The organism is Thainema salinarum CENA647, assembly GCF_057732415.1.
In genome coordinates this window covers 4,554,114-4,580,932 of record NZ_JBYJZJ010000022.1, presented here as the reverse complement: position 1 = coordinate 4,580,932, position 26,819 = coordinate 4,554,114, and the positions used below count along the sequence as shown (strand labels likewise).

At 49.8% G+C, this 26,819-nt stretch carries 25 protein-coding genes; 9 read left to right on the top strand and 16 right to left on the bottom strand.

Features of this window, described 5'->3' with window-relative positions; genetic code table 11:
- Positions 1–40: 40 nt before the first annotated feature.
- From AC286M_RS26790 to AC286M_RS26780, 3 genes are all read right to left on the bottom strand, one after another.
- Positions 41–2,320, bottom strand: a complete 2,280-nt coding sequence (locus AC286M_RS26790) for a GAF domain-containing sensor histidine kinase (RefSeq protein WP_488207287.1) — start codon at positions 2,318–2,320, stop codon at positions 41–43.
- Positions 2,321–2,538: 218 nt separating this feature from the next.
- On the bottom strand, positions 2,539–3,996 hold the full coding sequence (locus AC286M_RS26785; protein WP_488207286.1) for a RecQ family ATP-dependent DNA helicase: 1,458 nt from the start codon (positions 3,994–3,996) through the stop codon (positions 2,539–2,541).
- A 134-nt stretch (positions 3,997–4,130) separates the two neighbouring features.
- Positions 4,131–4,514: a DUF4346 domain-containing protein gene (locus tag AC286M_RS26780; RefSeq protein ID WP_488207285.1), complete on the bottom strand. Its 384-nt coding sequence runs from the start codon at positions 4,512–4,514 to the stop codon at positions 4,131–4,133.
- A gap of 410 nt (positions 4,515–4,924) precedes the next feature.
- Here AC286M_RS26780 and AC286M_RS26775 point away from each other — a divergent pair, with 410 nt between their 5' ends.
- Entirely contained in the window at positions 4,925–5,698 is a 774-nt protein-coding gene (locus AC286M_RS26775) for a PspA/IM30 family protein (protein ID WP_488207284.1), read from the top strand.
- Positions 5,699–5,805: 107 nt separating this feature from the next.
- On the opposite strand, the gene AC286M_RS26770 is transcribed toward AC286M_RS26775, so the two are convergent.
- Together AC286M_RS26770 and trpC are read right to left on the bottom strand one after the other, a co-directional pair.
- Positions 5,806–6,078, bottom strand: coding sequence for a DUF5340 domain-containing protein (locus AC286M_RS26770; protein WP_488207283.1), 273 nt, complete (start codon positions 6,076–6,078; stop codon positions 5,806–5,808).
- Positions 6,079–6,087: 9 nt separating this feature from the next.
- On the bottom strand, positions 6,088–6,978 hold the full coding sequence (gene trpC / locus AC286M_RS26765) for an indole-3-glycerol phosphate synthase TrpC (RefSeq protein WP_488207282.1): 891 nt from the start codon (positions 6,976–6,978) through the stop codon (positions 6,088–6,090).
- Positions 6,979–7,243: 265 nt separating this feature from the next.
- Between trpC and AC286M_RS26760 the strand changes: the two genes are divergently transcribed.
- Entirely contained in the window at positions 7,244–8,506 is a 1,263-nt protein-coding gene (locus tag AC286M_RS26760; RefSeq protein ID WP_488207281.1) for a glycerate kinase type-2 family protein, read from the top strand.
- 75 nt (positions 8,507–8,581) lie between these two features.
- Here AC286M_RS26760 and murD read toward each other — a convergent pair whose 3' ends face one another.
- From murD to AC286M_RS26740, 4 genes are all read right to left on the bottom strand, one after another.
- A complete protein-coding gene (gene murD / locus AC286M_RS26755; protein WP_488207280.1) occupies positions 8,582–9,940 on the bottom strand; it encodes a UDP-N-acetylmuramoyl-L-alanine--D-glutamate ligase in 1,359 nt (452 codons plus the stop codon).
- Between the two features lie 119 nt (positions 9,941–10,059).
- Positions 10,060–12,225, bottom strand: a complete 2,166-nt coding sequence (gene glyS / locus AC286M_RS26750) for a glycine--tRNA ligase subunit beta (RefSeq protein ID WP_488207279.1) — start codon at positions 12,223–12,225, stop codon at positions 10,060–10,062.
- Positions 12,226–12,624: 399 nt separating this feature from the next.
- Entirely contained in the window at positions 12,625–13,116 is a 492-nt protein-coding gene (locus AC286M_RS26745; RefSeq protein WP_488207278.1) for a hypothetical protein, read from the bottom strand.
- 768 nt (positions 13,117–13,884) lie between these two features.
- The gene (locus tag AC286M_RS26740) at positions 13,885–15,324 is read right to left on the bottom strand and encodes a tetratricopeptide repeat protein (protein ID WP_488207277.1); all 1,440 of its coding nucleotides are present in this window, start codon (positions 15,322–15,324) and stop codon (positions 13,885–13,887) included.
- Between the two features lie 252 nt (positions 15,325–15,576).
- Here AC286M_RS26740 and AC286M_RS26735 point away from each other — a divergent pair, with 252 nt between their 5' ends.
- Together AC286M_RS26735 and AC286M_RS26730 are read left to right on the top strand one after the other, a co-directional pair.
- On the top strand, positions 15,577–16,890 hold the full coding sequence (locus AC286M_RS26735) for an aminopeptidase P N-terminal domain-containing protein (RefSeq protein WP_488207276.1): 1,314 nt from the start codon (positions 15,577–15,579) through the stop codon (positions 16,888–16,890).
- A 100-nt stretch (positions 16,891–16,990) separates the two neighbouring features.
- On the top strand, positions 16,991–17,485 hold the full coding sequence (locus tag AC286M_RS26730) for a hypothetical protein (RefSeq protein WP_488207275.1): 495 nt from the start codon (positions 16,991–16,993) through the stop codon (positions 17,483–17,485).
- Here the strand turns inward: AC286M_RS26730 and AC286M_RS26725 are convergent.
- Positions 17,457–18,541, bottom strand: a protein-coding gene (locus AC286M_RS26725; protein ID WP_488203071.1) for an ISKra4 family transposase whose coding sequence is annotated in 2 segments (ribosomal slippage) — positions 17,457–18,355 and positions 18,355–18,541 — 1,086 coding nt in all. Because the reading frame shifts where the segments join, the coding sequence is not laid out codon by codon here. The two genes, AC286M_RS26730 and AC286M_RS26725, sit on opposite strands and share 29 nt — an antisense overlap.
- A 248-nt stretch (positions 18,542–18,789) precedes the next feature.
- Between AC286M_RS26725 and AC286M_RS26720 the strand changes: the two genes are divergently transcribed.
- Positions 18,790–20,109 carry a DUF3644 domain-containing protein gene (locus AC286M_RS26720; RefSeq protein ID WP_488207274.1) on the top strand — a complete coding sequence of 440 codons (1,320 nt, stop codon included), beginning with the start codon at positions 18,790–18,792 and terminating at the stop codon, positions 20,107–20,109.
- 40 nt (positions 20,110–20,149) lie between these two features.
- Here AC286M_RS26720 and AC286M_RS26715 read toward each other — a convergent pair whose 3' ends face one another.
- Positions 20,150–20,578 carry a type II toxin-antitoxin system VapC family toxin gene (locus AC286M_RS26715; protein WP_488207273.1) on the bottom strand — a complete coding sequence of 143 codons (429 nt, stop codon included), beginning with the start codon at positions 20,576–20,578 and terminating at the stop codon, positions 20,150–20,152.
- Positions 20,575–20,904 carry a hypothetical protein gene (locus tag AC286M_RS26710; protein ID WP_488207272.1) on the bottom strand — a complete coding sequence of 110 codons (330 nt, stop codon included), beginning with the start codon at positions 20,902–20,904 and terminating at the stop codon, positions 20,575–20,577. The genes AC286M_RS26715 and AC286M_RS26710 overlap by 4 nt, the downstream gene beginning before the upstream one ends.
- A gap of 223 nt (positions 20,905–21,127) precedes the next feature.
- On the opposite strand from AC286M_RS26710, the gene AC286M_RS26705 reads away from it, so the two are divergent.
- Entirely contained in the window at positions 21,128–21,424 is a 297-nt protein-coding gene (locus AC286M_RS26705) for a BrnT family toxin (protein WP_488207271.1), read from the top strand.
- Entirely contained in the window at positions 21,414–21,698 is a 285-nt protein-coding gene (locus AC286M_RS26700; RefSeq protein WP_488207270.1) for a hypothetical protein, read from the top strand. The genes AC286M_RS26705 and AC286M_RS26700 overlap by 11 nt, the downstream gene beginning before the upstream one ends.
- A gap of 489 nt (positions 21,699–22,187) precedes the next feature.
- Here the strand turns inward: AC286M_RS26700 and AC286M_RS26695 are convergent, their stop codons facing one another.
- The gene (locus AC286M_RS26695; RefSeq protein WP_488207269.1) at positions 22,188–22,442 is read right to left on the bottom strand and encodes a hypothetical protein; all 255 of its coding nucleotides are present in this window, start codon (positions 22,440–22,442) and stop codon (positions 22,188–22,190) included.
- 47 nt (positions 22,443–22,489) lie between these two features.
- Positions 22,490–22,780: a PIN domain-containing protein gene (locus AC286M_RS26690; protein ID WP_488207268.1), complete on the bottom strand. Its 291-nt coding sequence runs from the start codon at positions 22,778–22,780 to the stop codon at positions 22,490–22,492.
- A gap of 66 nt (positions 22,781–22,846) precedes the next feature.
- Here AC286M_RS26690 and AC286M_RS26685 point away from each other — a divergent pair, with 66 nt between their 5' ends.
- Both AC286M_RS26685 and AC286M_RS26680 read left to right on the top strand, forming a co-directional pair.
- On the top strand, positions 22,847–24,622 hold the full coding sequence (locus AC286M_RS26685; protein ID WP_488207267.1) for a hybrid sensor histidine kinase/response regulator: 1,776 nt from the start codon (positions 22,847–22,849) through the stop codon (positions 24,620–24,622).
- A gap of 50 nt (positions 24,623–24,672) precedes the next feature.
- Positions 24,673–24,984, top strand: coding sequence for a TIGR03792 family protein (locus AC286M_RS26680; protein ID WP_488207266.1), 312 nt, complete (start codon positions 24,673–24,675; stop codon positions 24,982–24,984).
- Between the two features lie 13 nt (positions 24,985–24,997).
- Here the strand turns inward: AC286M_RS26680 and gloA2 are convergent, their stop codons facing one another.
- Positions 24,998–25,384 (bottom strand): SMU1112c/YaeR family gloxylase I-like metalloprotein, encoded by a 387-nt coding sequence (gloA2, locus tag AC286M_RS26675; RefSeq protein ID WP_488207265.1) that lies wholly within the window; start codon positions 25,382–25,384, stop codon positions 24,998–25,000.
- A gap of 197 nt (positions 25,385–25,581) precedes the next feature.
- Positions 25,582–26,691 carry an RNA polymerase sigma factor RpoD gene (gene rpoD, locus AC286M_RS26670; RefSeq protein WP_488207264.1) on the bottom strand — a complete coding sequence of 370 codons (1,110 nt, stop codon included), beginning with the start codon at positions 26,689–26,691 and terminating at the stop codon, positions 25,582–25,584.
- Between the last annotated feature and the right edge of the window lie 128 nt (positions 26,692–26,819).

Sequence of the window (26,819 nt, the reverse complement as noted above, 5' to 3'; positions counted from 1 at the left end):
ACCCAGTACCCAAAACCTAAAACTCAGCACTCCCTCCCCCTCAGCTCACCTTACACCGATCATACGTGGGGGATGGATTAAGTGCGGCTGGATTAACTGAGAGATAGACTGCGAAACTCGTCCAACCGTCTTCGCTCTTGACTTCCAGGCGAGCATCAAGCTGTTTAACGAGCTTTTGCACCAGCGCCAGTCCTAACCCGGTGCCGCCGCGACTCCAGGGGTCGCCGTTGGGGACGCGATAGAACTTTTCGAAAATATGCGGTAGCTCATCTGGTGCGATCGCAGCTTGGTTTTCAACTTGCAGCCAGAGTTCTGGCAGTTTGTGAATCGGGTTGTGTTCCACTCCGGCTTTGACTCGAATCCCGCCTTGGGCCGGAGTATATTTGCAGGCGTTGTTGATTAACTCCACAATAATCCGGCGCAGTGCCACTGGGTCGGATTCGATTTCTGGCAAATTTGTTAAGTTATCAACTTCTAGAACCTGCTGATACTCACCAATTTGAGACTGGAAGGATTCAATCAGCGGCGGCAGCCATTTTTGTAGTTGGATCGGCTCTCGAACCATGTTGTAGGACGAATCATCCAGCCGCTGCAAATCCAGCAGGTCGTTGATCAGTTCCACTTCCCGCTTGCACTCGGACTCCAAAATATCCAGATAGCGCTGGCAGTGATCGCTGTCGGGATGGGTCTTCAGCATGTGAATTGCCATTTTCATATTGGACATTGGCGTCCGCAGCTCATGGGATACTGTGCTGAGGAAGTCGTCTTTCAGGTGATTGAGCCGCTCTAGTTCTTCAATTTGATTGCGCGAGGCTTGATACAAACGGGCTTGACGAATTGCGATCGCACATTGAGTGGCAACTTGCTGAATTAGGCGAATCTGCGAATCGGTAAAGCAGTCCCCGGATTCGTTGACCACCCACAGATCGCCAATTACGCCCTTATTGTCGCGAATCGGACAGGCCAGCATCACCGCCTGACCCCGAGGCGAAGTCGCCGTCAACGAGCAAAACTGAAAGTAATAGCCGCGACGAAGCTGTTTGTAGAGTTCAGGCCGATTGGCCATCTGCATTACCCGTCCTTCGTAGGCGATGCTTGAGGTGGTGTATTCGTAGCACACCGCAGAAATTTCCCGATTCAGGTCGTACATGGCCGCATTACAGGAACTGGCCCCGAGGACGCTGCCCAGTTCCTGTACGGCAGTCCGTAGAATCTGATCCTCTTCTAAACTGTCGCGTACTTTGTCGGTGATCAGCTTCAGCGTCGCCTCAAACTCCAGCGCCTGCTCAAGCTGGTGAGTGCGTTCGGCTACTTGCGATTCCAGCCGCGCATTAAACGCCTGCACCTGTTCATACAAGCGGGACTGCTGAGTTGCGATCGCAACCTGAGTCGCAAACTGACGAATCATGTCCACATCCGCAACATCCCACACGCGCGGCTGCCGCTGTTGGGCAATCATGAAGCCCCAAAGATGATTCCCTTGAATAATCGGGGCGCAAATAAATGCCCTCACCTGATGCTGATGGGCCACATGCTGCACGGGATCAGATAGAACTTCTTTCTGGGTGTCATTCACCACAAAAATCTGCCCCTGCCGATAAAACTCCTGCCGTTCAGACGAAATGACATCGATCAGCGTAAGTCCCAAAACGGGAGAGAGGGAAGGCTGGGTGGATTCGGACACAATTTGAATATGGGACGGTGGTTGTAAACAGCCTAAAACAACCCGATCGGCGCTCAAAAACTGCCGCACTTCACCCACTGTCGTTCGTAGAATTTGATCCAAATCGAGCGATTGGCGAATCCGTTGAGAAATAGCGCTGACTGACCGCTCCCGTTCGGCCTGCTGCAAGAGCGATCGCTCAGTGCGCTTCTGCTGGGTAATGTTGCTCAGAGTGTAAACCACTTGAGCTGACGGATTATTAGCAGGATGATGAATTGAATCTGGATGGTGCTGCCCCACACTGATCGATAAGTAGGAGTGGGCTAGCCCTCCCCGCTGGATCACTAAAACGTGATGTTGTTGAACCGAACAGGTGGCCAATAGCTGGAGCAACTCTAAAATGGAGTAGACGGTGTGATCCTGCCGATGGTCAAGGTAGGCTGACCACTGAGGCGGAAAGACAGCATCGCCTCGCATCTGCGCTTCATTCAGTCCCAGCAGATTCGGCACAATGGCATTCATCAACTGAATCGTCTGGCTGGTATCCACCACCATCACGCCGACCCCCAAACTATTGAGTAAGTCTTGCATGGCAGGTGATTCAGAGGCTAAATACACCTCGTTTGCTTGAGTTAAATTGTGTTGTGTTTGATCCATCGTGAAGCGACTCAATCTCCAACCTATGCCAGCACTGACAAGCATCAACCAACCTTAACTGACTGAATCTATATCTGTAATATTTTGTACCCGTAATAGATTGATCACCACCCTGTTTTGTCACTCACTCATCAAAAATCTAAGCAGAATTCGTTGTCGTCGGTAAGGTTGTCTATGCTGTCAGTATGCCTGCTGTCAGTGCGAAAGACATTAAACGTTTAGCTCCTCTGACAATTGTCACATCGACAGGTGGATAAGAGTTCCGACCGATCAGCATGGCCAAAATGCTGTAATAAGAACTGCCAGCGGCATTGTCGAGTGCGCAAATAGCGCTGCATGGACTGGGCCGATGCGGATGCAGTTGTATGATGTTTGGCTTCATGCTGCGGATGCAAACGGTAGTTAAACGGGTCGAGCCATTCAAGCTGTCCCGCACTGTGCAGTAGAGCCAGGGCAGATGCGCTGCCTGGAAATTGCTGAGTAACCACGTCTATAGTTCCCGCTTGCGGTAGCTGTTTCATCAACTGGGTCGCTTTTTGTTGCTGAGATCGCGCTTGGTTGTGAAAATACTGCCAGCGTTGTCGATCGGTGTTATCTAGCCAGCCAGTTGGCTCACTGACCAGCGAAAGTGCGATCGCGGTTTTGCCATCTCGACCCGCACGGCCCACCTCTTGCACATATTCGGACAGTAAATTTGGCACGTTATAGTGGGCTACGAAGCGAACGTCAGGTTTATTGATCCCCATACCAAATGCCGAGGTACAAACGACAAACTGATGCCGATCCTGTAGCCAATCTTGCTCAATTTGACGACGTTGGCTGGGAACTAATCCGGCATGATAAGCAGCGGTACGCCAACCCTGCTGCCGCAGGGCTTCAGCTAAATCTTCACTTTCCCCACGGGTGCGTACATAGACTAAGCCAGACTGCTTGCGATGGCGCTGAAGTAGCTCTAACAGTTGCTGTTGGCGCTGCCGAACTGACCAAACGGTCTGAATTTGCAGCCGCAACTGGGACCGATAGGGATTTAAGATCACCCGATAGGGCTGCTCTAGCCGCAGAATATGCTCAATCTTCGCTTGTGTCGCCGGATCAGCGGTAGCCGTAAAGGCTGCGACCGGGATCTGAGTACCGGGCGGTTTGTGGCTGAGCAGAGCGGGCCGCACGGCTCCCAACCGCTGATAGGTCGGTCGAAAGGTTTCGCCCCACTGAATCAGACAGTGCGCCTCATCTAGAATGATGCCGTTGATGGTCAAATTGGGCTGACACAGCCGCTGCCAAACGGGTGGACTGAGCAGCGTTTCGGGCGACACATACAGTAATCGGATCTGCTGCTGTTCTAGCGATCGCAATGCGGCGGCGCGAATCGGTCGCGGCAGTTCTCCATGAATGACGGCAGCAGGTAAACGGCGCTGCTTTAACTCTGCAACTTGATTCTCCATCAATGCCACCAGCGGCGAAACGACCAGCGTCACCCCCTGCTGCATCAGAGCAGGTAGCTGAAAGCAAACTGATTTACCGTCACCTGTCGGCATCACCACCAAGGTGTCGCGCCTGTTGCATAACGCCTCCACGATCTCACCTTGAGGCGGGCGAAATTGGGCATATCCCCAAATGTCTTGAAACCGCGCCAAGATATCAGCCCGTTCAATCTGCCCTCTATTGTGCTGCGTCATCAATGCACCCTGATGTAGCTCTATATTCTAGAATGCCCATCAATTGTGCAAATCTGGAGTTTATTCCGGGAAATTTAAGTGTTTATCAGACCTTTACAGCCCCCTCACTCCTCACTCCTTACTCCTCACCTCTCTCAATCCTGCACGTATTCTTCGCCTGAAATGAGCGCTAGCTCGGCTCGGACAAACTCGCGTCCTAGATACAGCGCATGATCCAGACGAGAAAGGGGACAGGGCTTCGTTTCTTCGGTGATCTTCATGCCGATTTCTTTAGCGGTTCGGCCTGTAAACACAGCGGTTGGCGTTCGTTCAACTTTGCCGCGCACAGGCAGGGGTTCGCCCGTTTCAGGATCAACGGCCAGTCCCTTTTCGTTGATATTGTTCGTGAAGTGCTTGGCACAAATTAAGCTAGCCTCTCGATCCAGGTAAATCAAAAAATAACCTGCCGGATCGAGGTCGATGTAGCGCTTGGATAATTTGTTGTCGATGGCGGCGAGTGCTTCGGCAGTGGGTGCCATGGCTGAATCGATGGATGAAGTCAAGGTTTTCGAATGTATGCGGGATTACAGAACGGTATCTAGTCTATCGTCCCAGACTCTAAGTTTCCTTAAAAATTACAGATTGAATGTGCGATCGCAGCCCAAGAGACGCCATAACTAAGAAAGGCATCGGCAACAAAATTGAAATATTCGATCGTAGGGGTTCGTAGGAGTGGGGTCAGCAGTCACATTATGGGCCTCACCAAAACGGTTTAATGAAACTTGTCCCTATAAACGTTCTGTGAGCCGTATGCCAAACTAGAGAAAGATGATACTTTGGTAGCCCTCAACATGCTCTGAGGCCGCTACCGATACTTCAAAGGAGAATGGGGCCATTCTCCGCACTAAGCTGTCACCAGATTGTCATCACGAAAGGGAAGACAAAGATTATGGGTTTATTCGATCGCGTCAGCCGAGTCATTCGGTCAAATCTCAACGCTGCTGTCAGTTCAGCGGAAGATCCAGAGAAGATCCTGGATCAAGCCATTATTGATATGCAGGAAGACTTGGTGCAGATGCGTCAGGCGGTTGCCAGCGCGATCGCAAGTCAAAAGCGAATTCAGCAGCAGTATAACCAAGCGCAAACCGAGTCCAATAACTGGCAGCAGCGGGCTCAACTCGCTCTCCAAAAGGGCAATGAAGACTTGGCTCGCGAAGCGCTCAGCCGCAAAAAATCTCAAACAGAAGTCGCGACAACGCTCAAGACTCAGCTCGATGGTCAAGCCGCTCAGGTTGACCTGCTCAAGCGCAATCTGATTGGTCTGGAAAGCAAGATTGCCGAGGCCAAGACCAAAAAAGATATGCTCAAGGCTCGTGCCAGTGCGGCCAAGGCTAATGAGCAACTGCAAAACACCATGAGCAGCATGAACACCAGCAGCGCCATGTCTGCCTTTGAGCGGATGGAAGATAAGGTGCTGCAAATGGAAGCGCGATCGCAGGCGGCAGCAGAACTGGCGGGAGGCGATCTGGAAAGCCAATTTGCGGCGCTGGAATCTGGGAGCGATGTTGACGCTGAACTCGAAATGATGAAAGCGCAGCTCACGGGCACATCTAGCACCACTCAAGGACAGCTTCCGGCGGCAGAAACTGGCTCGGCACCCGAGGAAGATCAGGTTGTGGATGCTGAACTGGAAGAACTGAAGACACAGCTCGATCAGCTTTAATCTTCGTGGAAGTCCGGCATAGCCAAGACTTGCACAAACAAAAAACTAAAAGGTAATGCTGCCGCAGCGCGGCAACATTACCTTTTGTGCTTTTGCGGGGCGTGAGCCTACTGATTTTCGAGATTTTCCAGAAAAGCTTCCGGTTGCGGATTGCGCTGGTTTAGAGACCAGCGATATTCAATCGTTTGGTCTGCCCGTTTGCAGGTTTGCTCCAGATACTTCTGCTGGGACAGCGCCTTCCGCAGAGTGACAATCAGCTCTTGCACCTGTGCCCGCTGCGGTGAATTGGGATCAACCGCAAATAGCGTTTGACGCTCTAGCAGTTGCAGCAGCAGCTCATAGTGAATATGGGAAGGCAACGGAATAGGATCTGTAGACAAGGCCACACCTCAAGCGTCATGGTGGAAGATTTGTTGAATGCCCACCGCTGGATCAGGATAGCGCATCAGCGACTCTCCAATCAAAACGGCTTTTGCACCAGCTTGTTGAACCTCTGCGATGTCGTCAGCCGTATGTAGACCCGACTCACTCACAATACAGATATCTCTTTGTTGAATTGTCTCCTGAAAAGCACTGGTTAGCTGACGTGTGGTAGACAAATCAATGGAAAAATCAGTTAAGTCACGATTATTAATGCCAATCAGCTGCACCTGTTCAATCCGCAGCACTCGCTCCATTTCAGCAGCATTATGCACCTCCACCAGCGGCGTCATGCCTAAACCGTTAGCAATTTTGACGAAGTAACTCAGATCTTTATCCGAGAGCACTGCGGCAATTAGCAGCACGGCGTCGGCTCCGTAGACCCGCGCCATGTACATTTGGTAAGGGTAAATAATAAATTCCTTACACAGGAGCGGAATATCAACCGCTTGCCGCACTTGGGCTAAATAGTCAAAGCTACCCTGAAAAAACTTTTCATCGGTTAAGACTGAGAGGCAAGTTGCGCCGCCTTTGACATAAGATTGCGCGATCGCAACTGGATCAAAATCAGCCCGAATCACTCCTTTACTGGGAGACGCTTTCTTCACCTCGGCAATCAGGGCAGGTTGAGTCCGTCCTTGTCGCAGTGCCGCTAGAAAATCACGGCTTGGCTCAGCCATTAAGACTCGTCGCTGAAGCTCAGATAGGGGCAGTTGCTGCCGAGTACGCTCAACTTCGCTTTCCTTATACCAAACAATCTCTTCTAGGATGTGGCGCGGTTCGGCATTGGGCAAATCAATCTGATAGCGCAGACTACTGACTGCAACAGAGGGGTTGGGGGGACGGCGGCGAATTTTCATATTGGAAAGGCGTTTATTAAGTATTCTGTGATAGTAAGGGAGTGCCTGAAGAGTAGGCAAGCTGTCGTATCAGATGAGCTACCGTTCAACGACGCAGAAACGCCCTTGGTGTTTCGGACAGTGTTTCGAACATTGGTTAATCCTATGGCAAAACGGGCTAAAGTGTTCAGTCCGATCATGCAGCGAATTTAGTTTCACTGGATGATTCACTCAGTGATGCAGCCAGTGATGCAGCCAATGTCGCGTTCAGCTTGAAAAAGCCGCCATGACTCCTGCCGATTTGCTCAAAACTCTGTTTGACGCTGCTGTCAAAGCGGCTTTACCTCAGTACTGCCTTGCGCCCTACTTACCTCCAAAACCGGACGGTCGCGTGGTCGTTGTCGGCGTGGGTAAATCAGCGGCAGCAATGGCTCAGGCCGTAGAAATGGCTTGGGGAACAGATTTGGAAGGGTTAGTAATTACACGCTACGGGCATCAGGTGCCGACGCAGGCCATTGAAGTCGTGGAAGCCGCTCATCCAGTGCCGGATTTGAACTGCGCGAAAGCAGCCCAGCGAATCTTCGATCTCGTTACGCCACTTACTGAAGATGATCTCGTACTCTGCTTGATCTCGGGTGGCGGTACATCGCTTTTCACCCTGCCGCCGGAACCGCTGACGCTAGATGACTTGACCCAGATTAGCCGCCAGTTACTCAAATCCGGGGCGGATATTTCGGAAATGAATGCGGTGCGGAAAAGCCTGTCGCGCTCGTCCGGGGGACGCTTGGCGGCAGCTGCGTATCCGGCGCAGGTTATATCGCTGATTATTTCCGATGTGCCGGGGGATGATTTGGCCGTGATTGCTTCGGGACCAACGGTGGGCGATACGGTGACGGTCGCAGATGCCCAGCGAATTATTCAAAAGTATAATCTTGCTGTTGCGCCACGGGTGCTGGAGTATCTGGAGCGCAATCCCTATCCGGTGATCCAACCCGACGATCCTCGGCTGCAAAAAACAAAAAATATCTTGATTGCCACTCCCCAGCAGTCGCTCGAAGCGGCGGCACAGGTGGCTCGTGATCACGGCTACACGCCCCTCATTCTCGGCAACTCCCTCGAAGGCGAAGCGAGTCAGGTGGGACTGGTTCACGCTGGCATTGCCAAACAGGTGGTGCATCACGGTCAACCGATTGCTCCACCCTGCGTCATCCTCTCCGGTGGAGAGACGACGGTGACGGTGAAAGGCGGCGCAGGCAAAGGCGGACGCAATAGCGATTTTTTGCTCTCACTTACGATCGCACTTAATGGTTTGCCGAATACATATGCGATCGCATGTGATACCGACGGAATCGACGGCAGCGAAGATAATGCTGGGGCGCTGATTACGCCGGAAATCCTAGCACAGGCGCGTGGTAAAGGATTACATGCGCCTCGTTATCTGGAAGAACACGACAGCTACAGCTTTTTTGCGGCGTTGGATGCATTGGTGACAACCGGGCCAACGCTGACCAATGTGAACGATTTTCGCGCCATTCTAATCGAACCGTAGGGACAAATGGCCATTCACCCTTTCTTTAACGCGACACGGGGTAGGGCGAATGCCATTCGCCCCTATGGGGATATCCTATTTCAAACGGGTTTGACAGATTTGGCGGAAATGGTCGCCGCGTTCTTCAAAACTGCGATATTGGTCGAAACTGGCACAGGCAGGGGAAAACAGCACCACGCCAATATGGTGGTGTTCAGCGATTTTGGCAGCGCGAAGTACAGCCCGTTCTAGAGTTTCCACAATTTCGTAGTCAGGATATTCCACCTGAGCCAATCGTTCAGAAAAATCGGGTGCGGCTTTGCCAATCAGTAAAACCGCTTTAGCCTTCTGGCGAATGGCCGTTAGCCAGCCCTGGTCATCGCCCTCTTTGGCCTCGCCGCCCGCAATCAGGATTACGGGCTGATCAAAAGCGTTTAGACCCACTTCCGCCGCATCGTAGTTGGTTGCCTTGCTGTCATTGACAAAGTCGATGCCGTGCCAGGTGCAGATATGCTCCAGCCGATGAGGTACACCCGGAAATTGTGCGATCGCACTGGCAATGACCTCTTTTCCAATCCCAGCCAGCCGTGCCGCCAGTGCTGCCATCAGCAGGTTCTGAGCGTTGTGATTGCCCACCATGCGCAGAGAAGCACTTTCGACAATGGCTTCCCCGTTGACGTAAACCCAGCCGTTTTCGATATAAGCGCTGGGATTCAAAGGTGCGATCGCATCTTTCCCCTTCACACTTGTCCAGTGAGCAGCGGGCCAGCGGTCAGCCGTTTGCCGCAGGTAGGGATCGTCACCATTCAAAATTTGCAGCTCGGACTGCCGCAGCAGTTTGGCTTTAATGTCGTAATAGTTGTCCAGCGTGTAGTGCCGGGCCAGATGATCAGGGGTAAAGGTTGTCCAGATGCCGATGCGCGGGGATAGGGTAGACGAGGACTCAATTTGATAGCTGCTGATTTCAGCAATCACCCAGTCCAGCTTCTGATCGTCCAAGGCTAGTTCACAGGCAGCATGGCCGATGTTGCCACAGGCTGGAGCCTGCAAGCCAGCCGCTTGAAAAATGGCTGCGGTCAGTTCTGTGGTGGTGGTTTTGCCGTTTGTGCCTGTAATTCCAACCCAGGGACAGTCCTGCAAATGCTGCCAGGCCAACTCCATTTCGCCAATCGTTTGAATTCCCTGCTCCCGCGCTTCGACGAGGGCCGGAATATCCCACGGAACGCCGGGACTCACCACGACCAGCTCTGCCGCATCGGTGGCGGGATCGTAACCATGACCGAGTCGAACCGGAATATTGGCTTGGTTGAGTAACTGCTGCTGCGGTTTGGCTAGCTTGGCATTGGCATTGCGATCGCTGAGAACGACCTCCCAACCCTCTCGCTTCAGCAACCGGGCAGCAGCCACTCCGGATCGGCCCAGGCCGATGACATGTGCATTTTGAGCCTTAGACATGTTCAACTACTTGCCTTTACTGTTTGGCGTTGCTGATTTCAGCGATGAATGAGGATGTCCGGGCATAGCCTCTACATCCTACATTCATCCCCAGATTAAATAATTCCTACTGTTTCACGTTACTGTTTGACAATAGCACCGAAGTCAGCCAGGACGCGCGCATGATTTCGCAGCAGACCCAGCAGGTTCAACCGATTTTGGCGAACTGCGGCATCATCGGCCATCACCAAGACGCTCTGCTCCCCGTCAAAGAATTCGCTGACGATTGGAGCGGCCTGCTTCAAGCCCTCAACTAGCCTGTGATAGTCGCGCTCGGCTTGCGCCGCTTGGGTTTCGGGAACTAGCTTCACCAAGATGTCGTAGAATGCTTGCTCCGTCGGCTGCTGGAACAGAGCGGGATCAATCACCGCTGATGGGTCAAGGGTTTGAGTGTCTAAATCGCCTTTGAGCGCTAGTTTAGAGGCCCGGTTCACGGTTTCGTAGATCACATCTAGAACGCCGTTCGTGCGGATCTCCTGCAAAAACAGTGCCCGATTGCGCACGTCCAGCAGGTCGATCAGCGCTCGCTCGGTGTATTCAGGATCATCTTCACCCAGGACGGCATTGACTAGGTCATAGTCAACCCCGCGCTCATCCTGCAGCAGGGTTTGAATCCGCTGGAGAAAGAAGCTTTGCAGTTGCGATCGCAATGTCTCGGCTTCTGTGCCGCCGGACACCTGGGTTTTGAAATCGGCAATCACCTGTCCCAGTAGCTCGTTTAGATTAATCGGCAGATCGGCGTGCCAAACGATGTTGACAACTGCCGTTGCCGCCCGCCGTAGGGCAAAGGGATCAGATGAGCCCGACGGAATCTGCCCCAGGCTGAAGATGCTGACCAGGGAATCCAGCCGATCGGCGATGCCGACCACCTGACCTGCCAGCGTGTCCGGCAGCTTGTCGCCTGCGCCACGGGGTAAATAATGCTCAAAGATCGCCATCGCCACGGCTTCCGATTCGTCGCTGTGACGGGCATACTTTTCACCCATCACCCCTTGCAGCTCCGGAAACTCACCCACCATCTGCGTCACCAAGTCGGCTTTGCAGAGGTGCGCGGCCCGCAAAGTCTCTGCCCGATCTTGAGCCGAGAGGCTGCTGGACTGCTGCAGCTGATGGGCAATCCGCTCAGCAACGGCTTCGATCCGCTCCACTTTCGCCAGCATCGATCCCAGGTCTTCCTGGAACGTCACCGTTTCAAGCTGCGCCACATAATGCTCTAGCGGCTGCTTGCGATCGGCATCAAAGAAGAACTTGCCGTCCGACAGCCGCGCCTGAATTACTCGCTCATTGCCGCGCGAAATAATTTCTGACTTGGCCGGATCGCCATTGGAAACGGTGATGAAATAGGGCAGCAATTCTGACGCATCCGCCTGCTTCAGCACTGGGAAATAGCGCTGGTGGCTTTCCATCTCGGTAATCGCCACTTCCGAGGGCAGTTCCAAAAATGCCTCACTGAACTGACCTGCGATCGCAGTTGGCCATTCCACTAGCTGCGTCACCTCTTCCAGCAGACTGGGTGAAATAGAGGCCACACCCTTTAGCTCTTTGGCAACGGCTTCTGTCTGCTGCTGAATCGTCTCGCGCCGCCGATTGGGATCGACTTCCACATAGGCTGATCGCAGCGTTTCCACATACTGGTCTGCCGCTGGCACTCGAACTGGTTCAGGATGCAGCACTCGATGCCCGTGAGAGATGCAGTCGCTGGTTACTCGCTCGGAACCGTTTTCAATCACAATCGGCAGCACCGCATCATCCATCAGCGCCACCAGCCAGCGCACCGGACGCGAAAACCGGACATCACCATCGCCCCAGCGCATCAGCCGCTTGCCGTCCAGCTTCAAAATCCAGTCCGGCACCAGCTCAATCAAAATATCAGCGGTGCGTCGTCCGTTAATTTTCTGGGTGACAAAAACGAAATCTCCTTTGTCGGTGGAGCGAATTTCCAAATCCTCAACCGTTGCCCCCCGCGAGCGAGCAAATCCCTCCGCTGCCTTGGTCGGCTTGCCGTCCTTAAAAGCCGCTTGCGCGGGTGGCCCCTTGGCTTCTTCTTCCCGGTCGGGCTGCTGTTCAGGTAAACCTTTAATCAGCGCCACTAATCGGCGCGGTGTGCCATAAATTTCAACCGATTCCGGCGTCAGAAACTGCTCGGCCAAACTCGGCTCAATCCGCGACTGCCACTGTGCGATCGCGTCTGATACAAATGCTGCAGGGAGTTCTTCGGTTCCAACCTCAAGTAAAAACGTTGCCATTTCAATGCCCAATTCGCTCTAAGAGGCTATTCAACTTCATCAGTTTATTGCTTGATCTAAGTAGCTGCATATAAATAAAGGCATGTCAAAAAACCGGGGGAGCGCCCCTCCGGGGCGCTCCCCCGGTTTTTTAGATGCGTTTATTTATGCCACCTACTTAAACATGAATGGGAGGTGGGAGCGGTGCTCCCACCTCCCATTCATATCCAAAATCAAATAATCACTCATCAGTTTACCGCTGAGACTGGAGCAACAACAGTCAATCTGGATTGAATCTGCTTGACTTTCTGAATTCGTCACTCCATCCGTCAGCGCTTCTGCACCAATTCTGCACAAAAAAGCCCCGCGAAGCGAGGCTGTCAGGGGTTAGATATTTGAGCTATCAAGCCTCAACGAGACTCAACTTTGGTTGCCACTAGGGTCGAACAGGTCGCTATTGGATGAAGGGGCTGCGATTGTATACAAGCTAGCGCCAGTGAGGTTGCGTCCCATAAATGAGGCTCCCATCAAATCGGGGTGATGAATGCGGAAACTGTTGCTGCCAGCTTCAGTCAAATCAACAGAATGAAGATCTTGGGCCGTCATCGGGCGAAGTGAGCCAGATGGATGAACGGAAAACTTGGACTGATCCAGGAGTCCAGCATGGGAAAGAGGAGAGACTCCCATCGCCTGAGTCGTGACTTCAGTCGTTGGTGACAAAACTTGAACCGGGTTGGCCTGCACAACTTGATCAGGTTCTGCGATCGCAAGCCAAAAGGTTAAAACCAGCCCGAGGAAGGCCAACGTACAGGTGACGCGTAAACTTGCGGCTTGCCAAGCTCGGCAAATCCACGCCAGTGGATTCACCCAACTCAGCTCCCAAACACTTGTTTCTTCTTCAGTGGATTTCATATAAATTCGTGAAGTTTATCAACTGATGCTACGAGATGATGTGAAGTAGCAGAACTCTAAATTAGTCTATTTCTGCTACGAAGAATACACCCACTCAGGTCATTTTCAACCTTTCATGACAGGGATCAGAACTGATTCGGGCTTTCAATGTTGCTCTAATTACCTTTACAGGATGATCCCAACTACTTTCCGTATAATTGCGATTGAGGCTTAAGGAAAGTTCATCTTGGGTATCGATAATATTACACCATGTAACTTTCTTGCACCATCATTTGGTAGAAAATTGGCAGAAACTTGTTGCTTACTCTGTAGTTTCAGGGTTTTGCTGTAAAGCTGTTTATGAGTCAATCAATTACGATGAGTATAAATACTTATTAATAGTTGATGACCTTTCATCGCTGCTAATCATGATTACCAATTCATTCGGTCATGCTGCTGATGAAATTACTGAAGTTATTGAATTTTCTTTCAAAGCTAGTTAGCGATCTCTGTAGAATCAGGTAGATCAAACAACTGTTAAGTTAGCTCCGCATAGTCAGACGCCTAACTATGCGGCAATAGCGACCAGTTTAAATAAATTGATTCACAGTCCGCGAAGAAAAAGAGCGTTTTATCGTCACAACAATAAAACGCTCCTTCAAGTTTAATTTTGATAACTAGATAAGTAGCCTGTAAACCGTTCCATCTGTAGGGACACGGCATTGCCGTGTCCCTACCCAAAGATTTCACCTGATTAAATCCGCGTTCCTAAGTAGCTGCATTAGCCCATCACTCTGATTGATTCATCAAGCCTAGTTGGGAAAAATCGTGATGCTCACGCAGCAGTGCCAGATCCGGATCGGTTTGAATTTTCTGGTGCAGCCAGTCGTCGCCGTATTGCACTGCTTTCTGAACTGCCGCTAGGCCCGATGGGATATCTCCCAACTTGGTGTAGCAGCAGGCTTGGTTAAAGTAGGCACTGGCATTCGTTGGCTCAAGCTGGAGTACCTGATCAAGAACCGCGATCGCATCTTGATACCGCTGACTAAAATACAGGGCTGAACCTTTATCCATCAGCGCATCAACGTTGCGGGGTTCTTTGGCTAGCACCTGATCAAAAAGTGCGATCGCACTGTCGTACTGATTGAGCGAGTTAAGAATACTGCCCTTTAAATACTGCAGCTCTGGCTCTTTCGGTCGAATTTGTAGTGCCTGATCGACCGAGTTGAGCGCCTCCTGATACCGCTGGAGACGGTACTGCATGATACTCATGACGTGCCACACTTCCCCAAAATTGGGCTTTAGCTCCACCGCTTTTTGAAATGAAGTAAGGGCTTCCTCCGTGCGCTTCAGGTTTGCCAGTGCGAGTCCGCGCCGATACCAGGCCGTGATGTTTTTCGGATTGGCCTCCACCATGTCGTCCAGCATTTCGAGCTGGTCTTCCAGTTCTTCCGCTGAATAGGCTGGAGCACTACTGCGAGCGGTAGAACCGCGCCGCTTATTGAGTTGGCCAACAATCACCAGAATGATGATCACCGGGATCAGGAGCTGGAATGCACCTCGACGGAATATCGCATAAGAGATTCCTTGGGTTTCCCACTGGACGCCGAGCTGGTTGCCAACGCCAAATACAATGCCCCAAAAGGCTTGGTTGGCCTCCGGCGACAACCACAAAGCCGCAAACACCAAAATAATGCCGAATCTGCCGAATTTACGCAGGCGCGTTTGTAGGGTACTGGGCAGCCAGGGTTCCAAAATGCCGTAGCCATCCAGCGGCGGCACGGGCAGCAGGTTCAATACTGCCGCCGCAATTTCGAGCACCAGCAGCAGTGCCAGAGCATAACCCAGCCATGCTTCCTGGGGACTGGTTGCGCCGAGATCGGGCCAGCCAATTTGGAGGATGACCGCAAGCGCGATCGCAAATAGCAGCGTCATGATTGGCCCAGCGGCGGAGACAGCGCTTTTCCAGAAGCGACTGCGTAGTTTGCCGTGATTGATATACACCGCCGCCCCCGGTAGCGGAATGCCACCAATTAATAGGAAGAAAAGCGGCATCACGATGCTGAGGTTGACATCGGTATATTTGAGCGGATTCAGCGTCAAATAGCCTTTCTCTTTCACCGACGTATCGCCACCCCAGTAGGCCACAATCGCGTGACCAAATTCATGCAGACAAACCGAGGCAATCCAAGCCGCAAAAACGGTGAGCGTAAACGTGAGTTCTAGCACAATAGGAGTTCCAAAGAGGTTCCAACAATAAGGCTATGTAAATCTAGTCTGCCCAGTTCTACTTAGTAGGTTGGGTTGAGGTACAAAACCCAACGCCCGCATGGGTTACGCTTCGCTAACTCATCCTACAAAACTAGTCTGCCCAGATAAAAGTTGGGTTGATGCGATCGCAGTTCAGGATTGATTAAGGATAGCGCTCTAGCCTTTACTTACGTTACGCTAGCGCTATTCGTTTCTTCTACTTCCACGATCATGCAGGCAGAATTCCAACAGCGTCGCGAACAGTTCATGGCAAAAATCGGTCAGGGCACCGCGATCTTCCGCAGTGCGCCGATGGCCGTCATGCATAACGATGTGGAATATAAGTTTCGTCAGGACAGCGATTTCTACTATCTGACGGGCTTTAACGAGCCGGAAGCGGTGGCCGTTCTCGCGCCTCATCACGAGGAACATAAGTTTATTCTGTTTGTGCGACCCAAGAATCTGCAAGCCGAAATCTGGACGGGGCTGCGGGTCGGCGTGGATGCCGCCAAGGAGCGCTACGGTGCCGATGCGGTCTACTCAATTGAGGAAATTGACGAGCATCTGCCCCAGTATGTGGAAAAAGCGGATCGGCTCTACTACTCAATTGGTCGCGATCGCAGTTTTGACCAAAAGATTCTCACCCTCTGGCAGCGCCTACTCGCTACCTATCCCAAGCGCGGCACTGGCCCAGTGGCGTTGGAAGAACCGGGGTTTCTGCTGCATCCGATGCGGCGGGTAAAGAGTGAGGCTGAGTTGGAGTTAGTGAGAACTGCGATCGCAATTTCGGTCAAGGCGCACAACCACGCGATGGAGATTGCCCAACCGGGACGCTACGAGTACGAAATTCAGGCGGAAATGGAGCGGATTTTCCGGCTAGAAGGTGGTGAAGGCCCTGCCTATCCGTCAATTGTGGCCTCCGGTGAAAATGCCTGCATTCTGCACTATATCGACAATAATCGCCAAATGCAGGATCAAGACCTGCTGCTGATTGACGCGGGCTGCTGCTATGAGTACTACAACGGCGATATTACCCGCACGTTTCCGGTGGGCGGCACGTTTACGCCGGAACAAAAGATTATTTACGAGCTAGTTTTGGAGGCTCAGAAGCAGGCGATTGAAGCGGTGCAGCCCGGTAGACCCTACAACGAGTTTCACGATATTTCGACGCGGGTGATTACGGAAGGTCTGGTGGAACTGGGTCTGCTGAAGGGCGAGGTGGATACGCTGATCGAGGAGAAGAAGCATCGCGCCTTTTTCATGCACGGCACGGGCCACTGGCTGGGGCTGGATGTGCATGATGCGGGGATTTACAAAGTCGATGGCGAAACTTGGTACAACTTTGAACCGGGCAATATTGTGACGGTGGAACCGGGAATCTATATTTCGCCAGAGCTGCAACCAGAAGAAGGCCAACCGGAAATTGATGAACGCTGGCGCGGAATTGGGGTACGCATTGAGGATGATGTGCTGGTAACGGCACAGGGAAATGAGGTGTTGACAGCAGGTGTGCCAAAGTCAGTTGAAGCGATGGAACGACGTTAGCCTGTTGAATTGGCAGATTATTAAGCTATCAACATTCACTAAGTAGGAAAGAACTTGCCAATCATGAATTGCTTTTTGTCTAATTGAATAATAAAAAGTTATGGAAATCAGGGATTTCACTGATCTATATCAACGAATAACAGGTTTGGAACTTCCAATATCTTCATTCATATCAGGTCATTTAGTAATCGAATTTCTGCTGAGAAAGTTAATACAGGTTTACGATCCAAATCTATCTAACTTGGCAGACAAACTAAATCACTCCAAGCTTATTGAATTAAGCCATGATTTAGGAATAATTAGTGATGAACAACGCCACACATTAGCCACTATAAATAAAATAAGAAATAAGTTTGCTCACGATATAACTTATGAACCAAACATTTCCGAACTAAAGTCTCTTTTTAGATTGGCCGCTACAGCTTTTAGCGATTTAACAGATGGCATAGGCCAAGGGCTAGGCGAATTGGAATCTTCACAAGAGGTCAGCGATTTAGAAGAATGGGTAGTTCCTGAGCTTTTTATTCAGATTTCCTATGATTTACATGAACTATATCGGGAGCACGTCATCCGCTGGCGAGAGAATAAAGGTTGAGCTGGTTGTTCAGGTAAGCGCAGCGGAGCGCCAGAATTTGAGGAACATTCTGAGGGTTCCACTGCGCACCTGCGACCTGCACTCTGGCATCAATCTGCTTGATGAGTGATTCGACCGGGCCTGAGCCAATCGGCATCCCCTCTTGCTGGTAGTACCTGTAGTTGACAATCCGAGCGCGATGTCGCTCCAGATACCTCCCAAATCGTTGAGACTGCTGAGAGTTGAGCCCCGCAAACAGGGCACTGGCCTCATCGACCTGACCGTGCCACAGAAGGTGTCTGGCCTGGTTGAGCCGTTGAAGGGAACCGCCCACTTTATACAGGTTCTCCATCAGGTGATACCAGTCCAAGACCTCCTGGCGAGTGAGCCTCTCCATCTGTTGGTAGAGCGACCAAATGCCGCTGTGTCCGTCTCCTAAGCAGAACACAACACTGGCCCAGCAAAGGCTCCTGAGCCAGGCCAACAGCGCATCATTGTCGTCAAACCAGGCCATACCCACACCGTCACCGTCCAGCCGCACCGCCTTGTACTGCTTCCACTCGCTGGGCTCTCCGCTCGGAGTCACTAGGCGAACCATCCCGCCATCGAGAGCCATCTCCTTGACTGTCTCCTCTGGAGCCGATGACTCAATCGGATTGCGCCCTACGATGCGCTCGACACTCTTGGCGCTCACGGTGACCCCGGTGAGCAGTTCAACATCCCGACTCGCCTGCACGAAGGACACCGTTGCTCCCATCTGCAGACAACACAGCTCGACCAGGGGGCTGAACTGGACTCTGGGCTTGACTCCAAGCCGCTTGGCCTGCTGTCGGCCAACCTGCAATATGCCAAGGATGCTGGTTAGCTTTCGGGTTTCTCCTTCATCTTTGCCGACGCTTGTGTCGATAAAAAAAGACCTAAGTTGGGTGACACATGACGGTGCACTTGCTCACGGACCGTTTGCTCGATTTCGCCTAAGCTCGTCATCCTCATCCCCTGTTCCTTGGCGTCGTCATAGAGGATCTGTGCTAAAGCGTTGACGTGATGCTGCATTTGGTCGCGCTGGTCTGGAGTCATGTCAGGATCCGATAAGGGCACTCACTCCATTATATTTTTATCTCCTCAGCGGATGACGTGCTCCCAACTATATCAGATGAGAGGTGGAGACGAAGAAGTTTTTTAAAAAATCACACTCTAAATATAAATTTATAAGTAATTTGCATACTCATAACTGTTACCCAAACACAGATGAAACGTATAGTCAAAGTAGTATAAATTTCATAGTGCTCCTGAGAACCAAAACACATAAGTGATAAAGCTGACTGATGAAGGTAGTTCCATCTCATAAAAGATTTCTCGAATTTCTTCAAAAAATGGAGACTAAGGGTAAGTCTTTTTCTGAAGACGAGATACTTAGCGCGAGTGGATGGCAAAAATCTACTTTTAGGACTTATCTCAATAAAGGCCAACTTTCTGACTTCCTTAATAAAACAGGGGAAGGATATTTCGAAGCCTCAAATTCAGTAGGAGTATCTGTTCAGCAATTTACACAACTACTTTCGCAAAGTAAACATCGGAGAGGGCTAGGTCATAACTGTGAGTCAAGACTAGCAAAAGCCCTGCTGAAGAAATCACGAGACAACATGCTACTGGCTCTGGAGCTTTATAATAGACCCTCTCTAGAAAATAGAATGGATGGTTTTGTTCTATGTTTTTGCACTGCTTGGGAGCAACTTCTAAAAGCTATTATTATTGAGGATAAAGGCGAAGAAGCTATTTTCAAGAAGAATTATAATGCAAAAAGAATTCGAGAAACTATTTCACTTCGAGATTGCTTAGATAAGCTATACGATACAGAAGACCTCGTAAGAAAGAATATTGAGCGAATTACCTTTTATCGCGATCAAGCAGTTCATCTTCTGATGCCTGAAGTACAAGGAATTATGTCAAGGGTTTTTCAATCCGGCGTATTAAACTATTCAGTTAGATTTCAAGACTTTACTGAACAAACTTTTATCTCTTCTGCTCATTCTGGAATGCTTTCGCTTGTAGGAGATTTAAAGCGACCCTCGATAGCAGCATTGCATAGTAATTATGGAAAAGAGATTGGAAATGAAGTTTCTAGCTTAATAGAGGATTTAACTGAAGAAGCTAAACAGACAGATGACATACAGTTTGCCATACCTCTAAATGTAAGATTGGTTTTTGCTAGGAGCGATGAGAGGGGCAACACTATCACCCTTGCACAAGCTGAAGAGGGAATGGAGGGTTTGCAAAAGGCTATTATCTTAGAGAAACCGACAGATCGAGCTAAGACTCATCCATTTAGAGAAAGTGCAGCAATCAAAGAGATTAATACTAGACTCTATAATCGATATTCTGTTGATGTTTTAGAGAAGAAGTTGATTGCACGAGAGAGAAAAACAAAAGAACCCGTAATAAACACACATTGTTTTCGCTCAGTAGTTGCAAAGCTTAAATGGAAAAATAGCAATAATAGATATCACTACGAAAATCGAGATCCTGAAACTCACTACTACTCAGATTTTGCAGTTGAGGAATTCATTAAGAAAATCATGGAAATAGACGGTTATCTAGAGAAAGCTCGAAGCAATAAGCTAACTAAAACAAAGAATAGAAGATAAGTTTGTTTCAGCGATATCGCACTTCCCAATTGCTATAGTCCTACTCAGTCCAATTGTCTAGCTGCAAGCCTGAGATTTGTGAAAAATCTTGGTGGTTACGGGTAACTGCTATGGCATTCAGTGAAAGTGAGATCGCGGCAATTCGAACATCTTTTTGTAATCGCTTTCTAGCTAAAGCCGGAACATCAAGCAGAAGTTGTTGATAACATTCCCCAGCCGCTTGATCAAAAGTTACGACAGGAACTCGGCTACAGAGCAAAACCGTACGGTTCAGCTTGTTGTAAAGTCTGACTAGCTCTTGTACATCTTTTGCATTGTTGATGCGCGTAACCCAACCGTTAAAAAGCTCTTGAACCGTCACAATCGTGATAGCAACATCTGCACCAACCGCCGCTACCCGATGACTAACCTGCGGATGCCCTGCCAGCAACAGAGAAACGTGATCCGTATCTAAAATCCAGCGACTCACACCAAATCCGTATCCTGTTCACGCTCTGTCCGCATTTGTGCCGAAATTTCTGCAAAATCCTCATCCTCTTCAAACATACCGATGAACTCAGTCCAAGGATTCTCTTGACTAGGTTCTTCTAGCGCAATATCCAGCGGCAGCACTTCAATCTGACTTAATCTTTGCTGAACCAATTTTTGAATGTTAACCAGTGCTTCCTGGCGAGTATTCGCTTCTACACGACAATTTACCAACTCAGCAATTGACGCTGCAATTTGCCCTGTTTCCGTAGGTTCTAAAAGGATGTGGAAGTTCAACGTTTTCGCCAAGGACGATACAACAGCCATACTAATGCAATGGTGACAGATGTGCCGTCATTCTAGCAGCCACAATCATTACTCAACCCAGTCTTTTAGTTGTCAACCTGAAATTGGAAAAATCTTGGTGGTTACGGGTAACTGCGATCGCATTCAGTGAAAGTGCGATAGAGGGTTAGAAGTGCGATCTCTCAACATCTACTAACGATATAGTGTATTGACGTTGTAAATACGTTCTCATTACACTAAAAACATGGACGTGCATTTCGTTCTCAATGACATCACTTTCGTTTGGGACGACGAAAAAGCCAGGATCAATCCCGTAAATCATGATGGTGTCACGTTTCAGCAAGCTGCGGAAGCCTTTTTCGATCCGTTTCTCATTGTTGTTGATGCCAGTCGTAATAATGAAGCACGAGATGCTGTTATTGGATTAGACCGACAATGGAACCTGCTATACGTCGTCTACATTGAGCGCAAAAACGACATCATTCGCATTATCTCAGCTCGCAAAGCGACTCGTCAGGAGCGTAACCTCTATGAAAATTGAAGCACTCAAAAAACGACTCGATAAAAATCGGCCTATGACGACAGTCACCATTCGGATGCCCGAGGATGTGATTGAAGATCTCAAGCGACTTGCACCCCTACTTGGCTTTTCAGGTTATCAACCCTTAGCCCGTGCGTACATCGGACAAGGACTGCGTGCCGATTTAGAACGTCTAGAAAGTGATACGGTTACTGCGCTAATCGATAGCCTAAAACGTCATGGTGTCAGCGAAGAAGTGCTACAGGAAGCATTAGGTGAAGTAACCCAACGCTAACGGATAGCCAAAGTGCGATCGCACTTCCCAAGCGCCATAGAACTACTCAGTCCAATTTTCTAGCTGTAAACCTGGAATTTGTGAAAAATCTTGGTGATTGCGGGTAACTGCTATGGCATTCAGTGAAAGTGCGATAGAGGGTTAGAAGTGCGATCACTCATCCTCATCTAAATTTTCGCCAAGCGTTTGTTGAGCACCATGACGAATATGCAGAATACGAACCGTTGCTCCTTCCTGTTCTCCAAAAATGGTGAAAAGAACACGGTATGAACGTCGTCCTCTGCCATAAACTAGCTGACGGATCTCTTCTGAAATACGAATTTTCTCTCGCTAGTGGGCAGCGTTTAGGCATCTGAGACAACGATTCAATGGCCTGTATCAAGCCTGCATACCATTGCTTAGCTGTTGCTGGAGATGCAATTTGGGACAATCGCAGGAAAGCCTTATCTGCCTCAGCCTCCGCTATGCTCGAAATCTCAATACGATATTTCATGCGTCCGCTGGCAAATCGTATTTATGACGCTGTTCCTGTGCAAACTCATCAAACGAACGAAATCGACCAGCTTCAAAATCGTCTAACCCTTGCTGAATGCCTTTAACAGCCTCTGCTGAGTCCTGAGTTTCCCACTCTAAAGCACTCGCTAATAACTCAGAAGCAACAGAATTAACGTCTTCTCCTCGCTGAGCAGCTTTATCAAGCAACAGCGCCTCTAATTCAGGGCTAAGGGTAACGACGATTGCCATATTGTGAGTCCTGTTTCATAGAACCTATGCACCAAATTGTAGCAATCCTAGAAAGGGCAAGGTACTGAGATCGCACCTAGAGAAAGCGCGATCTCAGTTTTGATAGAGAAGCGAAAGTGCGATCGCACTGTCCAAACGTCATAGACATACTCAATCCAATTTTCTAGCAGTAAACCTGGAATTTGAGAAAAATCTTGGTGGTTGCGGGTAACTGCGATGGCATTCAGTAAAAGTGCGACAGAGGATTGGAAGTGCGATCGCAGTTTTGGTAGAGAGGTGAAAGTGCGATCGCAGTTTTGCAGATTAGACAGATTCAGTTGAATTGAGGAAAATAGCAAAATCGTGACGATACCATAGATAAAGATGATGCGATCGCATCGGAAACCCTATTTGGTCTCATACTGATGGAAGATGGCCCAATTAAGCTGCCCGAAACCGATCTGTTAGCACATCTCTTTGCGCATGGTGGAGAGATGGGTGCCCGAATTCAAGCATTTGATTGGACATCCACCGCAATTGGTTCAATTGATGCCTGGCCTCAAAGCCTCAAAGTCGCGCTGCAAATTTTGCTGCTGTCTAAGTTTCCCATGCAGATTTTGTGGGGTAGAGAGTACGTCCAGTTTTATAACGATGCCTATATTGCGATCGCAGGCGATAAGCATCCAACCGCACTAGGGCAACGGGGGCAAGATTGCTGGCAGGAAGTGTGGCATCTGGTGGGGCCGATGCTAGATCGAGTGGTAGAAACGGGTACAGCCACATGGTCGGAAGATCAGCTTTTGATGTTAGATCGATATGGCCAGCCGGAAGAAGGCTACTTTACCTTTTCTTACACACCCATTTGGGAAAGTCCTGGCACCGTTGGCGGCATTTTTATTGCCGTCAATGAAACAACCGAAAAAATTATCAGTGAACGCCGCGAACGTGAACTCCGAATTGAAACCCAAGCTGCTAAGGAAGTTGCAGAACGAGCTAACCAGCTTAAGGATCAGTTTTTAGCTGTTCTGTCCCATGAACTGCGATCGCCACTAAATCCCATTTTAGGCTGGTCGAAACTGCTGCTGTCGCGCCAGTTTGATGAGAAGACGACTCAACGGGCGCTAGAGACCATTGAGCGGAACGCCAAGTCACAAGCTCAAATGATTGATGACTTGTTGGATATTTCTCGGATTCTCGAAAATAAGCTCATCCTCAACATGGGGCCAGTTCCCCTGATCCCGATTATTAAGGACGCGATGTCCACTGTCCAAACAGCCGCAGAAACAAAAGGGATTGTAATTCAAATTGAAGCAAATCAGACTCCAGCACAGGTTTTAGGAGATGCGACCCGGCTGAAACAAGTCTTTTGGAACTTACTATCGAATGCGGTAAAGTTTACGCCAGATGGAGGTTGGGTAGAGGTGAGATTAGAAGAGGTTAGTGGAGATATGGGTAAGAGAGCGGAAGCGTGGGAGAGTGAGGAAGTGGGAAAGTCCCCATCCATCCGCCAATCAGCCAACCCATCTATCCGTTCATCTACCTATGCTCAAATCACCGTTAGCGATACGGGAAAAGGCATCGCGGCTGAGTTTCTGCCATATGTCTTTGATCGCTTTCAGCAGGGAGATAGCACGACGACCAAAAGCTTTGGCGGCCTGGGTTTAGGATTAGCGATCGCAAAACAGATCGTCGATTTACATGGCGGCACGATCAAAGCGGCAAGCCCAGGTGACGGTCAAGGCTCAACATTTACCGTTCAATTACCACTGGTTGCCGATCTTGTTCCGACACCGGAATCCGATAGGATTGTGGCTGGTGATTACGCACTGAACAATATCCATGTATTTGTCATTGAAGATGACGATGACAGCCGTGAGTTGATTACCTTTACACTCGAAATGTATGGTGCCACTGTCACAACGGTATCGTCAGCAACGAATGCGCTTGATGCCCTGCGGCAATCCGATCCAGATATTGTGATTAGTGATATCGGCATGCCGGAAATGGATGGCTATATGCTGATGCAGGCCATTCGTAACGATCCTCAAACTCGCCACATTCCTGCGATCGCACTTACGTCTCATGTCGGTCAAGCGAATCAAACCCGAGCTTTAGCCGTCGGATTCCAAGCGCATCTGCCAAAACCACTTGAAGTTAACCGTCTGGTTAAAACCATTCTTAAGCTGGTCAAACGTCGGTAAACGCCATTAGCCTAGATAGAGAGTTGCCCAGTAGAGAAGTTGATTTTTGAATGGTTATTGAGTGGTTAAAGTTTCGAGTTCCTGAAGACAAGCGAGAGCGGTTTATTCAGTGCGATCTAGAAATCTGGACGCCTTTTCTTGAACAGTGCCCTGGTTTCCTGACGAAAGAGGTCTGGATTCAGCCGGATCGGCCACAGGAAGTCGTGATGATGATCCGCTGGCATAGTCGAGAAGAGTGGAAGTCAATTTCAGCAAAAGACCTCAAGCAAGTTGGCCAGGAGTTTGATCAAGCCCTTGGTTTTGATTACGACATGGTGGAATCGCAGGAGTATCAGGTGCGCCGATTTCCCCGTCCTAGTTAAGGGAACTGAAACATTACTGCTCATAAAGTTCTAGCGGCAAATCATCCGGATCTTTAAAGAACGTAAAGCGCTTATTGGTTAATTCATCCAGCCGCATCGGTTCAACCGCAACGCCATGCGCTTCTAATTCTGCGATCGCAGCTTCTAGCTTTTCCACTGCAAAGGATAAATGGCGCAGTCCACAGGCTTCGGGTCGGGATGGTCGCTCTGGTGGCTGTGGAAATGAGAAGAGTTCAATCTGAGCCTGATCGCCGACTTTGAGATCGAGTTTGTATGAATCGCGGTCTTGGCGATAGGTTTCGCGAATAATCGGCAGTCCTAAAATTTCGGTGTAAAAGCGTTTGGACGTGGCATAGTCGGAGCAAATGATGGCAACGTGATGGATTTGCTGTAGGTTCATACGTCTAGCGTGGCACTACGCCCGCAGGTTAGGACTTACATTTTTAGGAAAGCTGCGCTCCGCGTGGCTTTCCTAAAAGTATCAGTTTTACTTGAACGCATAGCGCTGTATTAAAGAATTATCAAAAACAAAAGGGCTTGACCGGAGCCAAACCCTTCTGGAAATTGTGTAACTGATTGTGTAGTTACCTGTAGCTGTTAGCGAATGTATTCTTTCAGCACGCTGTTGCGATTCGGATGACGCAGTTTCCGCAGTGCCTTAGCTTCAATTTGGCGAATTCGCTCACGGGTCACGTTGAAGATCTGGCCGATTTCTTCCAGTGTCTTCATGCGGCCATCGTCCAAACCGTAGCGCAAACGCAATACATCGCGCTCACGCGGGCTGAGGGTACCCAGAACCCCTTCCAAATCTTCCCGCAACAGGCTCTTGGAGACTTGATCCTCAGGTGTTTCACCATCGGATTCAATGAAGTCACCCAGACGAGAATCTTCTTCTTTACCGATGGGGGTTTCCAGTGAGATTGGCAGTTGAGCTGACTTTGCAATAAACCGCAGCTTCTCAATGGTCATCTCCATCCGGTCAGCGATTTCTTCCTCAGTCGGCTTGCGGCCCAGTTCCTGAGAAAGCAGCTTAGTGGTTTTCTTAATCCGAGAAATCGTTTCGTACAGGTGAACCGGCAGACGAATCGTACGAGACTGGTCTGCGATCGCACGGGTAATTGCCTGACGAATCCACCAGGTTGCGTAGGTTGAGAACTTATAGCCCTTTTCGTGGTCGAACTTTTCAGCCGCCCGAATCAAACCTAGACTGCCTTCCTGAATCAAATCTTGGAAAGACAGGCCGCGATTCATGTACTTCTTCGCGATCGAAACGACTAGCCGGAGGTTAGACTGCACCATCTTATCCTTAGCCCGACGCCCAATGTAGAGGCGACGGCGGAAATCATGGAGCGGCATGTCAACAGCTTCAGCCCACTCTGCGTCATTTGGTTCTCGATCCAAATCTTCCATGAGCTGTTCTCGAATACGTTCCAGCTCAAGCAAATCTGCGATTTTGCGTGCGAGTTCAATCTCTTCGTCAGCTCTGAGAAGCCGAATTCGACCAATCTCTTGCAGATAAAGACGAATTGAATCTTCAGTGTAGTGCTTCTTTTTTGTTTGAGTCCGACGTCGAGTTGCACGTCCTTTCGAACCCTTACCATCCTCAACTTGAGGCTGTTCGCCACTATCGCTACCATCATCTAATAAAACTTCAAGTTCGTTTTGAGGTTTTGCGATGGTTTCGAGTACTTCTTTGGCCTGGGTCATGCCGCGTTCCTCATGCTCCTTCAGTCATTACGGGATCCAGCTGTAACTGGAATAGTCATGTTGGCAACAATTCAAGCTCGAAATTAAGCTAATGCTGCCTAAATTTTTGCGTGATCGAATCCAAACAA